This window comes from Micromonospora sp. 050-3 (assembly GCF_046549335.1).
Classification (GTDB): Bacteria; Actinomycetota; Actinomycetes; order Mycobacteriales; family Micromonosporaceae; genus Micromonospora; species Micromonospora trifolii.
Genome location: NZ_JAJPVX010000001.1, coordinates 2,004,701 through 2,017,445, shown reverse-complemented (window position 1 = coordinate 2,017,445; position 12,745 = coordinate 2,004,701). Strand labels below are relative to the sequence as shown.

At 68.6% G+C, this 12,745-nt stretch carries 12 protein-coding genes; 7 read left to right on the top strand and 5 right to left on the bottom strand.

From position 1 onward, the window contains the following. Positions 1-134: 134 nt before the first annotated feature. Positions 135-659, top strand: a complete 525-nt coding sequence (gene pyrE, locus ACLJOK_RS09090; protein ID WP_410817560.1) for an orotate phosphoribosyltransferase — start codon at positions 135-137, stop codon at positions 657-659. A gap of 27 nt (positions 660-686) precedes the next feature. Here the strand turns inward: pyrE and ACLJOK_RS09085 are convergent, their stop codons facing one another. Further along, the gene (locus tag ACLJOK_RS09085; protein ID WP_410817559.1) at positions 687-1,553 is read right to left on the bottom strand and encodes a PhzF family phenazine biosynthesis protein; all 867 of its coding nucleotides are present in this window, start codon (positions 1,551-1,553) and stop codon (positions 687-689) included. A gap of 20 nt (positions 1,554-1,573) precedes the next feature. Continuing rightward, positions 1,574-1,882, bottom strand: coding sequence for a winged helix-turn-helix transcriptional regulator (locus ACLJOK_RS09080; RefSeq protein ID WP_410817557.1), 309 nt, complete (start codon positions 1,880-1,882; stop codon positions 1,574-1,576). A 148-nt stretch (positions 1,883-2,030) separates the two neighbouring features. Here ACLJOK_RS09080 and ACLJOK_RS09075 point away from each other — a divergent pair, with 148 nt between their 5' ends. After that, the gene (locus ACLJOK_RS09075) at positions 2,031-3,056 is read left to right on the top strand and encodes an NAD(P)H-dependent flavin oxidoreductase (protein ID WP_410817555.1); all 1,026 of its coding nucleotides are present in this window, start codon (positions 2,031-2,033) and stop codon (positions 3,054-3,056) included. 50 nt (positions 3,057-3,106) lie between these two features. After that, a complete protein-coding gene (locus ACLJOK_RS09070) occupies positions 3,107-3,727 on the top strand; it encodes an HAD-IA family hydrolase (RefSeq protein ID WP_410817553.1) in 621 nt (206 codons plus the stop codon). A gap of 169 nt (positions 3,728-3,896) precedes the next feature. On the opposite strand, the gene ACLJOK_RS09065 is transcribed toward ACLJOK_RS09070, so the two are convergent. Next, a complete protein-coding gene (locus ACLJOK_RS09065; protein WP_410817552.1) occupies positions 3,897-6,968 on the bottom strand; it encodes a S8 family serine peptidase in 3,072 nt (1,023 codons plus the stop codon). Positions 6,969-7,227: 259 nt separating this feature from the next. Beyond that, positions 7,228-7,755 carry a hypothetical protein gene (locus ACLJOK_RS09060; protein WP_410817550.1) on the bottom strand — a complete coding sequence of 176 codons (528 nt, stop codon included), beginning with the start codon at positions 7,753-7,755 and terminating at the stop codon, positions 7,228-7,230. 111 nt (positions 7,756-7,866) lie between these two features. Between ACLJOK_RS09060 and ACLJOK_RS09055 the strand changes: the two genes are divergently transcribed. Beyond that, positions 7,867-9,426, top strand: coding sequence for an acetolactate synthase large subunit (locus ACLJOK_RS09055; protein WP_410817548.1), 1,560 nt, complete (start codon positions 7,867-7,869; stop codon positions 9,424-9,426). Positions 9,427-9,449: 23 nt separating this feature from the next. Continuing rightward, positions 9,450-9,815 (top strand): transposase, encoded by a 366-nt coding sequence (locus ACLJOK_RS09050; protein WP_410817547.1) that lies wholly within the window; start codon positions 9,450-9,452, stop codon positions 9,813-9,815. Between the two features lie 29 nt (positions 9,816-9,844). On the opposite strand, the gene ACLJOK_RS09045 is transcribed toward ACLJOK_RS09050, so the two are convergent. Continuing rightward, a complete protein-coding gene (locus ACLJOK_RS09045; RefSeq protein ID WP_410817546.1) occupies positions 9,845-11,116 on the bottom strand; it encodes an MFS transporter in 1,272 nt (423 codons plus the stop codon). A gap of 196 nt (positions 11,117-11,312) precedes the next feature. Between ACLJOK_RS09045 and ACLJOK_RS09040 the strand changes: the two genes are divergently transcribed. Both ACLJOK_RS09040 and ACLJOK_RS09035 read left to right on the top strand, forming a co-directional pair. Then, complete coding sequence (locus ACLJOK_RS09040) at positions 11,313-12,146, top strand: ArsR/SmtB family transcription factor (protein WP_410817544.1); 834 nt, start codon at positions 11,313-11,315, stop codon at positions 12,144-12,146. Between the two features lie 228 nt (positions 12,147-12,374). Further along, positions 12,375-12,743, top strand: a complete 369-nt coding sequence (locus ACLJOK_RS09035; protein WP_410817542.1) for a nuclear transport factor 2 family protein — start codon at positions 12,375-12,377, stop codon at positions 12,741-12,743. Positions 12,744-12,745: the final 2 nt, after the last annotated feature.

The window sequence follows — 12,745 nt, the reverse complement described above, 5'->3', positions numbered from 1 at the left end:
CGGCGGGCGGGGGTCCACCCCGCCCGCCGCCGCTCGTCAGGGCGTGCCGCGTCGCAGCCGCGCGCTCAAGGGACGGTGGGTTTGCCGTCGAGAACATCGATTGCTTTATCCAGGCGAGATGCGAGGCTGAGCAGGTGACTCACCCGCTCGCGCGCCGCGTCTACGACACCTGCCATCTCACCGGACGTTTCCGTCTGCGGTCCGGGCAGGTCAGCGAGGAGTACTTCGACAAGTACCTGTTCGAGGGGCAGCCGGATCTGTTGCGCGAGGTCGCCGAAGCGATGGTGGCCATGCTGCCGGAGTGCGATGTGCTGGCGGGAATGGAGATGGGCGGCATCCCTCTCGCCACGGTGATGTCACAGCTCACGGGGCTGCCCACGGTCTTCGTGCGGAAGCACGCCAAGGAGTACGGCACCAACAAGGCCGCCGAGGGCGGTCCGGTAGACGGGCGGCGTGTCGTACTGGTCGAGGACGTCGTCACCACGGGAGGAGCACTGCTGGCATCGTGTGCGCAGCTACGATCCATCGGCGCTCAGGTGGAGACAGTGGTCTGTGCCATCGACCGGGAGCAGGGCGGTCGTGAGAATCTGGCGGCCGAGGCGCTACAACTCCGCGCCGCCCTCACCCGCCGCGACCTGGAAGCGCCCCTGATGGCGTGACAGCTCAGGTGCCGCTCGACCGGCGACCTACGGTGCTTCTCCGTTTGCCGTGCCGGTGGGACTGGATCGGATTGTGGCCATTCCGCCGACCCTGGTGGAAATTCCTTCGGTGGTGGCGGTGGCGGTGGCGAAGACCGACGAGGGGCGGCCTGCAGTGTGCCCCTGCTCGACTTCGATGTTGCTGTGTCCGTGGGTCGCGAACAGGTGTGCGGCGAGGCAGCCTGTGCTGTTGGCGTTGACGACGTCCTCGCTGACTCCGATCGCCGGTGCGAACATGCGCGCGGCGGCTGCGTCGCGGGTCGGGGAGAGCGTGTAGACGAAGCAGCCGAGATAGCCGAGACGACGGCATTCGGCTGCGAGTCGATGTGGGTCAGGCCGTATCGAGAGCAGGGCCGACAGCGTTTTGACCGGTACGAGCAGGCGTGGTGTTCCCGGTGAGGCGATACAAGGGGCGTCGCCGGTGGCAATGTCGTTCGATCTGATGCCCAGGGCGGCGAGGAGGTTGTCTCGTTCTGCGGCAGTGCAGCCCTGAAGCTCCACCGGGCCCTGGTGGAACCAGACCTCGATGCCGTCGTCGCGCTGGATCGCGGTGGTGTCGAAGGTGCGGCCACCGGTCCGCTGACGTGAGCGATATTCCCTGATCCCGCGACGGTGCAACAGGACCGCCTGGGCGGCGATTGTGCCGTGTCCGCAGTTGGTGAGCTCACCGTGTGCGGTGAAGAACCGCACTGTGGGCGTGGTTCCCGCGTCGGCGTCGACGAACGCCGCGTGCGAGGTGCCGGCGTGCCGGACGATCGCGCGCCGAGTGCTGTCGCTGAGCGTGATGTCATCGATCAGCACGGCGGTAGGGCTGCCACCTTCCCGGCGGCGAGTGCAGGCGTCGACGATCGTCACGTCGTTCCCGTTGCTCCCGGTCATGTCGGGGCTTCCGCCTCGGTGGCCGGGTCGTCGTCGGTGAGGGCGCGAGCCCAGTCATCCGACCACCTGACGAGGGGGCGCAGGGCTCGGTAGGCACCCTGTCCGAACTGGGTGAGGGCATAGGCGGCGTCCGGTTCCTGCATGACGATGCGTGCCTCCATCAGCTCGGTCAACCTCTGCCGCAAGACGCTGGACGACATGTTGTCGCAGTGTTGCTGCAGTGCGCGGAAGCCAAGGGCGCCGCCCTGCAACTCCCAGACGATGCGCAGGCTCCATCGACGTCCGAAAAGATCGAGTGCCGCCATCAAGGGCCGCCCGGTGCTCGACCCGCGAACCGGGCTTCCCGGCCTCGGCGCTGCCATCGGCTCGCCCCACTTCTCCTGGTGCTTCTTTTTTCGATACAGTACCTCTCGTCATCGATTCGGTTTCCGAAGCGCGGAGGGTCGGGCATACATGACGTTCAAGTTGCGGAACGCACTCTGCGAGCGACTGGGTATCGACGTGCCGGTGGTGCAGGCGCCGATAGGCTCCGCGGCGGCGCCCGAACTGGCTGCGGCGGTGGCCGGAGCCGGTGGGCTCGGCATGCTGGCGTCGACCTGGCAGAGTCCCGAACGCGCGCGCCTCAGCATCCGCCACGTTCGGCGGCGGACTTCACGGCCGTTCGGGGTGAATCTGGTGCTGGATTTTCCCGTCATTGACACGCTGGCGGTATGCCTGGACGAGGCCGTACCGGTCATATCCACTTTCTGGGGTGATCCAAAACCCGTCAGCCATCGGATCCGTGATGCCGGTGCGCTGCATATGCACACCGTCGGTAGCGTGAGGGAGGCTGTGCACGCCGCCGGCTGCGGCGTCGACGTCATCGTGGCGCAGGGCTGGGAGGCCGGCGGCCATGTTCGCGGCACGACCGCCACCATGGTTCTGGTGCCGGCCGTTGTCGACGCGGTGGGCCCAATTCCGGTCATGGCCGCCGGCGGCATCAGCGACGGCCGCGGCCTCGCCGCCGTTCTGACCTTGGGCGCACAGGGCGCGTGGCTGGGCACGCGTTTCCTTGCGACCACTGAAGCTTTCACCCACCAGCTGTATCGGCGACGCCTCGTCACTGCCACTGCCGAGGACGCCGTCCACACCCACTGCTTCGATGGCGGATGGCCCGACGCCGCGCACCGCGCATTGCGGAATCCGACCATGCAGCGTTGGGAACTAGCCGGTTCGCCCCCAGCGCCAGGACGCCCAGACGAAGGCGACGTCGTAGCCATCGACAGCGCAGGCCAGGCCCATTACCGGTACGAGGATCTGATGCCTTTACCCGGCATGACCGGCGACCTGGAGGAGATGGCCCTCTACGCCGGCCAATCGGTCGACCTCGTCCGGGACGTCCGGCCAGCAGGCCAGCTCATCCACGAACTCACGGCGCAGACCGTGAACGTCATCGAGCAGATGCACCGCACGACCCAAACGGCAGACGGGGCTCCGTAACCGTGCCTTCCCTCGCTCGCATCAGCGGAGACGCCGAAAGCGGCACTGCCGTGCTGTTCGACGTCGACGGCGTTCTGGTCGACTCCTACGCCGCATATCGCCGTATCTGGGGCCGCTGGGCGCTGCACCACAGCTTGGAGCCAGCGATCGTCTGGGCTCACACCCACGGCCGCCGTCCTATCGACACAATCACAGTCGTCGCTCCACAACTCGATGCTGAAGCCGAATACCGACTGGTACGCGACTTCATGGCAGACGAAGGCGACGCCTTCCCGGTGTACCCAGACGCCCCGAGCGTGCTGAAGGTCATCCGGAACCAGCGATGGGGCGTGGTGACCTCCGGCCGAGCCCCTACCGTGCGGCAACGACTGCGAGCAGGCGGCCTACCTGATCCCCTGGTCCTTGTGGACAGCACGCAGGTCGCTTTCGGAAAACCAGACCCGGAAGGCTACCTCCGTGCAGCCGACCTGCTGGGAACCCCGCCAGAGCGTTGCCTGGTCATCGAAGACGCCCCGGCCGGAATTGAAGCAGCTCGCGCGGCGCGGATGACCGTGGTCGCACTGACCACCACCCATTCCGCAGCCCAGCTCAGCGGAGCACATCACATCACCAAAACCCTCGGCGATGCGATGCCACTCATCGACAATTGGCTCGGCGCAACGGCGCCATGACAAGGGCTCCACGCACTCACATCGGCTACTTGTTTCATTGACCTGCGACCGTGGCCCATCAGTGGACGCCTGCCCTACCGCCTCCGCGGCCGGCCGGCGTCACAACCTGACCGGTGGTGCTCGGCGTGGGGCGGTGCACGTCGGCACCGCCCCACACCCGGCTGAACGGTTACTGCCAGGAACTCTGTTGGGTGTAGACGAGGTTGCCGGGGACCACAGTGCCGTTGGTGCGGTACTCGGTGTACGCCCAGAAGTCGCCCTCGGCCAGCGGTTTGTTCGGCTTCAGCGTGAAGTTGAAGCCCTGACCGCGCTCCGAGGTGGAGGGCAGCGTGAGGGTGGCACCCGAATACGTGGCGTTGCGGCCGATGATGGCGTGGCCCAGCTCGAAGTCGACGACGGGACCACCGGGGTACTGTGCGAACACGTACGCGGTGTAGCGCCCCGGCTCGGGCAGGAACTTGTACGCCTGCTCGGCGCTGGTCCAGAACCTGTCACTGCTGTAGATGAGGGTGTCGCCCTTGTACAGGTAGAGATCGAGGTTCGTGTTCGGATCGGCGGTGTTGGCCTCGACGACAATGCCGGCGGTGTTCGCCGGCACCGTGAAGTCGACCTTCTTCACGCCAGTGGCGCTCGGGTCGAACACGCCGCCGTAGACGCCGGCCGGCATCGAGTACGACGTGCGCCGCATCGGGGTGTAACCGGTGCTGCGACCGACGAGTGATCCGGTGAAGCCCGGCTGGACCATGCCGAAAGCGCCGTTTGTCATACGGGCGAACTCCTCGCCGTCGTCCGCGTACGGCCGGGCCGAGATGCCCCACGGACGGGCGGCGACCGGGATCCGGGCGCTGTGCGCCTTACCCTGCCAGGTGATCGACCCGGTCACGTACCGGTCCCAGGGCGCGCTGCCCCGACGCAGCGTGATGGTGACCGTCGCGGACTTGCCGGGCGCCAGGGTCACCGATGTCGGTGACACGGTGACCTTCATGCCGGGCAGACCGGACACCGACGAACGGTAGGTCTCCCGCGCCTTGCCCACATTGGTCAGGGTGCGGGTGAGGGTCACCGGGCGGGTGCCGTCGTACTCACGCAAGGAGATGGCCGGCAGGTTGAGTGCCTTGCCGTCGGGTTCGGCCGTCTCGCTGAACTCGATCAGTTCCGCCGCCGTGGGTTCGATGACCAGTCCCGGGTCGGTGGCTCGGGGCAGATTGATGAATCCGCTGCCCTGGTCGAGCGGACTGCTGGTGCCGACGGTGTCGGTGGCGGTGGTGCGCAGGGCCGAGGCGACCGCGCCGGGTGACCAGTCCGGGTGCGTGGCGCGCAGGATCGCCGCCGCTCCGGCCACGTACGGCGAGGCCATCGAGGTGCCGGAGTACGCGTCGTACTGTCGCCCGAAGTTGCCCGCCGGTGAGACCGCGGCGATGATGTTCGAACCGGGCGCGACCAGGTCCGGCTTGAAGACGCCGAGGGTCACCTTGTCCGGGCCGGTGGAGGAGAAGTCCGCCACGCTCGGTATGCCCGGGACACTGGAGCCGTCACCGCCGGTGCGCAACGACACTGTCGCGTCGGTGGGGTGGCGCATCAGGTAGTTGAACAGCGTGCCGGCCTGCTTCTCGGTCGGCAGGTAGACCACCGGGAAGTTGAAGATGGAGTTGATCCGGTAGTTGCCGACCGGGTCGAAGACCACCATCGCCGCCCCGCCCTTGGCCTTGATCTCGGCGGCGGAGCCGAACATGTCGGACAGCGCGCAGGCGACCACCTTGCCCTTGATCTTGGCAGGGTCCAGGCTGCCGGGCTCGCAGTAGACAGCGCCCAGATCCGGCGAGCCGGCCTGTTCACCGAACACCAGCGGCCGTGCGCCTCCGCCGGGCAGCGCGTCCAGCGAGCCGCCGACCAGCTTCGTGCCGTCGCCCAGCTTGGCGGTGGCCTCGTCGAGCTTGGTCACCGCCGCGCCGACAGTTGTCACCCAGGGTGCGGCGTTGCTGATCGCTCCACTCACGATGCCGGTGTTGCCGGCCGACGCCGCCACGAAGACCCCGGCCAGCGAGGCGTTGAGGAACGCCACGCCGATGGGGGTGTTGGCCTCCCAGTCGCCGAGCTGCGAGCCGATCGAGAAGTTCAGCACCTGCACGCCGTCGGCGACGGCCGCGTCGATGCCGGCGATGATGTCGGCGTCGTAGCCCATGCCACCCCAGAGCACCTTGTAGACGGCGATCTGAGCATCCGGCGCCACCCCGGAGACGGGACCGAAGCCGCGACCGTCGATCGTGACGTTCGAGATCGGTAGGCCGGCCGCCGTGGAGGCGGTGTGGGTGCCGTGCCCGGACGCGTCGCGGGGGGACAGGAACTCACCCTCGGGCACCGAACCACCGCCGGCGAGCCACGAGTCGGCGAAGTAGCGGGCACCGACGATCTTGCCGTTGCAGTGCTCGGCCACGAAGGCCACGCCGGTCTGGCAGGTGCCGTGCCAGCTCGCGGGAGCGGGCATCTTCTTGGCGAACGACGCGCTCTCCGGCCAGATGCCGGTGTCCAGGACGCCGATCACCATGCCCGCGCCCGTGCCGGGGCCGGGCTTGGCCGGCCGGCCGGTGCGGTCCGTCGGCGCCGACTGCTCCGCGCCACTCGGGGTGGCGGGCGTCGGGTTGGCGGCGGTCGCCGTGGTCGCGGTGGGCGGCGCCGAGGGGGTGCCGAGGGCCCGCGAGGCGGTGACGGCGCGGACGCGCTTGTCCGCCCGCAACGTGCTCGCCTGCTGGGTGGTCAGCTTCGCCGAGAACCCGTTGAAGGCTGCGGTGTAGACGGCGTTGACAGTGACCCCGGCCGCGGCGGTGACGGCGCCGCGCTGCGCGTCGAGGTGCCGGCGGTACGCCTGCGCCGGCGTCGACGTCACGTCCAGCCGGCCGCCCGCCGCCGGGCGGGTCCGCGCCAGACCGGACACCCCACCGGTGTACGTGGTCAACGGGTCCTCGGCCAACTCGACGACGTACATGCCGGAGCCGGTCTCGTCGACGGCTGCCTTCGGCGTGGCCGCACGGTTGCCGCCGGGTCGACGGTCGGCCCCGTCGGTCAGGGTGACCTTCCGGTCGGACCCCGCGGTGAAGTAGCCGGCGCCGCTGCCGTTACCCGACGACCCCGCAGGTGCCGCCGACGCCGTTCCCGCGACACCGGTGGTACCGGTGATCAGGGCGATGACCAGCGTAGGTAGCGCCAGTCTTCGCAGCCTGTTTCCGCTCGTGCCTGTAGCCACGAGGCTCCTTTCGGTTGCTCCCTTGTGGAGCTTTGCATCGATCGCGACCCGCTCATGGGAGCGCTCCCCCACCTAAGCCGCCGATGGTTAATCGATGGTTTGCACGGTGTTACGGATCGCCGGTGCGTATAAGATCACGTTCTGCCGGCCGCGCCTAGATCACTTTTTCCAGACCATGCCAGAACCCCGGCCAGGGCCAGCCCGAGCACCTGACGGCCGCTCAGGCGTGGTCAGGGTGACCTCGAACCGAATCGATGCCCTAGTCGGACAGGCCCGCCGGCACGGGCACCTCGAGGTACGCCAGGAGGGCGGCGACCTCACTGTCGAGTTCCAGGCCCACCTCGTGGATGGCGTCCACTCCCAACGAGCCGAACGCGTGGCTGGGTTGCTCGATGATGAACCGTGCTCCACCCTCGGGACCGTCGCTGATCAACGTGCGCAGCGGCGCGTACAGCATGACCGCCGGGTCGTGGCGGAACATCCGCTCAGCCGTGGTGTGGTTGCCCATCAGGTATTCGACGCAGTGCCTGGGGTCGCCCGCGAGGTTCATCATCGGTCGCAGGTCGCCGCTGCTCCAGTAGATGAGGAAGGCGTGCGGCGCGCGCTGGCGCATGAGGGCGAGGACGTCGTCCCAGGGGGCGTTGCGGGCTACCAGCGCATTGAACGCCGTCGCGTCGTAGGCCGGGACGGCCTGCTCATACTGCTGCCGAAATTCCTCGAAGGAGCGATCGATACTGATCTCCAGGCACCGGGCCTGGTAGCGACGTTCGGCCCATCCCCGTCCCATCGGCCCTCCTCTTCACCTACCGGGCTACTTCGCTGAACCTAGCAGCACGAGTCCGGAATGCGAGTTTAGTATCGAATCGCTGCTGATCTGACCGGTGATGGGGTGACGTGTGTGAACGGCGCTGAGGCACTGCTGCGGACGCTTGTCGACGGCGGGGTCGAGGTGCTCTTCACGAACCCCGGCACCACCGAGCTGCACCTGGTCGGAGCGCTGGAGTCGGTTCCCGAGCTGCACGGCGTACTCGCTCTCTTCGAGGGCGTGGTCAGCGGTGCGGCCGACGGTTACGCCCGGATCGCTGGCAAGCCCGCCGCGACGCTGCTGCATCTCGGGCCCGGTCTCGCGTACGGCCTGACGAACCTGCACAACAGCCGCCGCGCCAACTCGCCGGTGGTGAACATCGTCGGAGACCACGCGACGTTCCACACCGCCTTCGACCCACCGTTGAACTCCGACATCGCCGCGCTGGCGGGATGGCTGCGCGGCCCCGTCCGCCGCCCTGAGGACGCAGCCGGCGCCGGCCCGGACGCCGCAGCCGCACTCGCCGCCGTCCTGGAGCCACCCGGACAGATCGCCACCGTGATCATGCCGGCGGACGTGTCCTGGTCCGACGGAGGTGCGGCCGGCGCTCCCGTGCGGTCCCGGCCGGCGCCGACCGTCGAGCAGGAGACGATCACGCAGGTCGCGGAGGCTCTTCGGAGCGGCGAGACGACAGCACTGGTGATCGGCGGACCGGCCCTGCGGGAGGCGGGCCTGCTGGCAGCGGGCCGCATCGCCGCGGCGACCGGTGCACGGGTCTTCCAGGAGCTCTACTCCAACAGGGTCGAACGAGGGGCGGGCCTACCCGCGTTCCCCCGGCTCGGCTTCTATCCCGACCAGGTGCTCGACCAACTGCACGGAGCGCGGCACGTCATCGTCGCGGGCACCAAGGCACCGGTCTCGTTCTTCGCCTACCCCGACCAGCCGAGCCTCCTCGTGCCTGAGGGCGCGCAGACGCACGTCCTGGCCGAGGTCGGTCAGGACGCGGTCGCCGCGCTGGTCCGACTCGCCGACCTGGTGGCACCGGACGCGGCGGCCCAGGTCAGCGACCCGCACCGACCGGCACTTCCCACTGGCGCACTCACAGTGCAGAACTGGGCCGACGTCATCGCGGCGCTGCTACCCGAACGGGCCATCATCATCGACGAGTCCGTGAGCTCCGGCCTCGCCCTCGCCGCCGCCGCCGCCGGGGCTCCCCGACACGACGTGCTGATGCAGACCGGTGGCGCCATGGGCGACGGCCTGCCTCTGGCCGTCGGCGCCGCGGTCGCCGCACCCGACCGGCCGGTGGTGGCGCTGGTGGCCGACGGCTGCGTCATGTACACCGCCACCGCGCTCTGGACCCAGGTACGCGAGCGGTTGAACATCACCAACGTGATCCTCAACAACCACGGGTACGCGATCCTGCGCCAGGAGTGGGGATACTTCAGCAAGGAGCCGGGCTCGGCCAACCCCGACAGCAATCCCCTGTTCGACCTGACCAACCCTCAGATCGACTTCGTCGGGCTGGCGAACGCGTTCGGGATGCCCGCCACCCGCGCCACCACCGCCGAGCAACTCGCGGAGCAGTTCTCCGCGGCATTGAACCAGCCGGGCCCGCACCTCATCGACGCCACCATCCCCGCTGCGGCCTAGTACGGCAGCCGCCGTTCGCGATCTTGGCCGAGGCGTTTCGCCGGGCGGCAGACGCCACGGTCATCTACAGGGGCTTCACCGATGACGGCGGAGGTGTGGTCAGGCTTTGGAAGCTGAACACCCACGTCAGCCACCGCATGCACGCCCTGATCGCCGCCCGGCCGTGGCTGACCGTGATCCGGTTACCCGCCTACGCACCAGGCCTCAACCCCACCGAAGGCGTCTGGCGCTGGATGAAACGTGGCCTGACCAACACCGCCGCCCGCGGCGTCAACCACCTCGCGCAACTGGTCAAACGCCGGCTACGCGCTTGTCAGCAACAGACCGATCTCCTCGCCGGCTTCCTCGCCAGCACCGGCATGACCCTCGAACCCGAACCACCGAGATAGCTCGAACCTCGGCCTTTCGACCTCTGTAGTTAGTGGTCCGCTCCGTAAGCGAGACCGGCCGGGTGACCGGCAAGATTGTCCTCACCATCGGGGCGAGCTGACCTTTCCTCCGCGCTCAGCGCGAGTTGCGGCACCCGCCGACGAGTGCTCAGCGCCCGGGTTCCAGCGCCTGCAGCCAGGAACATGCTGCCGAGCAGCAGCCACCCCGGTGGCCCGAGTCCGACCGCTGCCGACGTGACGACGACCGGCGCCACAGCCAGGCCGATGCCCACTCCTGCCTGGCTGACGCCCTGGTAGGCGCCGGAGTTGGCCGGATCGGCCCACTCGAAGGCCAGTTCCCAGCCGCCGGCCTCGGAGAAGATCTCGCCGAGACTGTGCGCCACGACCGCCGCCACCAGCAACGCGACGGCGAACCCGGCTCCGCTCGGGTATCCGGCGGCCGCGTAGCAGAGGCAAGCCGCCAGCAGCAGGGCCGTACCGTGAAAGACCGCCCGCCCGGCCGATGGCACGTCGCCGACCAACCGGGTCGACCAGACCTGGAGGACCGAGACCAAGCCGGTGTTCAGCAACAACAGCACCGCGACAGTCACGTCCGGCGCAGCGGTATGGCCGGTAACCCACAGCGGCATCCCGACGGTGAGCAGCAAGGCCTGCACACTTACCACGGCGTGCAGCGCGGTCGCGGTCAGATACCGGCGATCGCCCAGCGGTGACCGGCCGCCTTCCGCCAGCCGGTCACCACCGCCCCCTACGAGAACGGGCAGAGCCCGCAGAGGCACAAGAGCGACCAACGTGAGTACGGCCGCCGCCAGCACCGCCGCCAGATAGGCGGATCGGCTACCCACCACCAGCGCCACGGCGGCCAATCCGGACCCAGCCGCGATGGACACGTTGTCCACGACCCGCAGCCAGGCCCGCACCCCCACCCGGGCCGGGCCAGTGAACGCTCGAGCCAGCAGCGCGACGTGGGCGGTCCGCTCCACGCTCTCGGCGCCGACCGCCACGCAGGCGACCAGCACGAACGTGCCGGCGTCGCGGGTCAGGCAGTACGCCGCGAGCGCACCACCTTGTGCCGTGGCCGCGACGATCAGCACCCGCCGCGGCCCGAACCGGTCGCAGAGCCGCCCCGACGCGAACGCCGTCACCACTCCCACGGCCCCGGCGATGGTGAGGCCCACCCCGACGGTTGCCGGGCTGATTCCGGCCACCGTGGTGAAAAACAGCACGCTGACGCTGAACATCACCCCCTTGGCTGTCGAGGTAGCCGCAGTGGCCCAGATCAAAACTCGTTTCAAAGGCACGGGCAGAGTTCACCCGCCCCGGCCGGAGGACACGATTGATGTAGCGTTCTACTTCATGCCAGTGCGATACAGACTCGTCGGCCCTGACTTGGCGAGCGTCCGGTTCGCTGTCTCGCCCCTCAACGAACTGATTCTGTCGCTGCGAAGCTGGCGCGATCCGGGCCGCTTCCCGATCCACCTACCGTGGATCCGCCGCATGCAGCAAGCCCGCGACGCCCTCGACACCGAAATGCTGCTGGCCCTCATCGACGAGCGACTGTGGACCCCCGACTTCCTGACCCCGCAACCACGCTCACCGCTGACCCGCATCGAGGACGAACTCGCCACCATCGCGGCCACCCCACCCGACGTGGTCCGCCGAGACCTGCGCCTGCTCTACCGCGCCGACGAGCGCATCCCCCCACCACTACGCGAGCCGGGCGCGCTCTCCCGCGTGGTCACCGCCCTGGCCGGCTACTGGGACCGGTGCTTCGCCGCCCACTGGCCCCGGATGCGCGCCCTGCTGGAGGGCGACGTCACGCACCGCGGCCGCGAGATCGCCCAGCATGGCCTGGCCACGATGTTCGCCGGCCTGTCCGAACGGGTCACCATGACCGGTGACACCGTGGAGGTACACCTGCACTCCAATGTCCACTACACCCGCCCGACCCTGGGCGGCCTCACCCTGGTCCCCACCATGTGGACCCCGGCAGTGGCGGCCCCCATCTCCCCCGACCAGCCTCCGATGATCATCTATCTGGCCCGGGGTTCCGGCACCCTGTGGCAGCCCGAGCCCCTGCCCGCCCCGGGAGCCCTGGGAGCCCTGCTCGGCGCCCACCGAGCCGGCCTGCTCGCCCGCCTGGACACCCCCGCGTCTTCCACCGAACTCGCGACCCGTCTGGGCGTCACTACCACCGCGGTGAACCAGCACCTACGCGCTCTCCGCGCAGGCGGGCTCCTGGTCAGTGGCCGCCACGGCCGTTCGGTGCTCTACCGCCGCTCCGAGCTGGGCGACCGCCTCTTGGCTGGATCAGGGCATCCGGAGCGTTGATCCGACCGAGCGGCCGAAGTCGAACCTCGGCCTTTCAACCTCTGTAGTCTGATCGAAGAATTTCCCGCGCGTCATCGAGGATGGCCACTGCTCTGGACCGGATGGAAGATAAGAACGTAGCCGACAACGGTTGGGTAGAAACCGACCGCTTGGGCGCACCAATACCGGACACCGGTCTTTGAACGCCATGGCGTTTTTCTTATGTCCAACGCCAGTAGGGTCGAGGGCATGAGCGCCCTCACCGACTACATCAACGCCTGGAACAGCAACGATACGGAGAGCATCGTCGCAACGGTCACACCTGATGCCGTCGTGACCGAAAGCTACGGACCCGTGTACCACGGGCAGGAGCGCATCCGAGAGTGGGCGGACAAGTGGTTCGGCCAGGGCAGCCGTGTTCTGAACTGGGTCATCACGAACGAGTTCACCGCTGGCGACACGACCGTGGCTGAGTGGCGCTTCGAGCACCGCGAGGAGAACGAGGATCGGTCCTTCGAGGGATTGACGATCGCCACCGTACGGGATGGGAAGATTGCGGCGCTGCGCGAGTACGCCACGACGGCAGACTTGTACGCGTGGGAAGGCGAGTGGAGGTAGAC

What these genes read in the sequence shown, in the direction of transcription:
- ACLJOK_RS09080 (WP_410817557.1), bottom strand. Translation starts at nt 1,882, where the DNA reads ATGGCGGCACTCGATCTTTTCGGACGTCGATGGAGCCTGCGCATCGTC.
- ACLJOK_RS09075 (WP_410817555.1), top strand. Translation starts at nt 2,031, where the DNA reads ATGACGTTCAAGTTGCGGAACGCACTCTGCGAGCGACTGGGTATCGAC.
- ACLJOK_RS09060 (WP_410817550.1), bottom strand. Translation starts at nt 7,755, where the DNA reads ATGGGACGGGGATGGGCCGAACGTCGCTACCAGGCCCGGTGCCTGGAG.
- ACLJOK_RS09040 (WP_410817544.1), top strand. Translation starts at nt 11,313, where the DNA reads ATGCAGCAAGCCCGCGACGCCCTCGACACCGAAATGCTGCTGGCCCTC.
- ACLJOK_RS09035 (WP_410817542.1), top strand. Translation starts at nt 12,375, where the DNA reads ATGAGCGCCCTCACCGACTACATCAACGCCTGGAACAGCAACGATACG.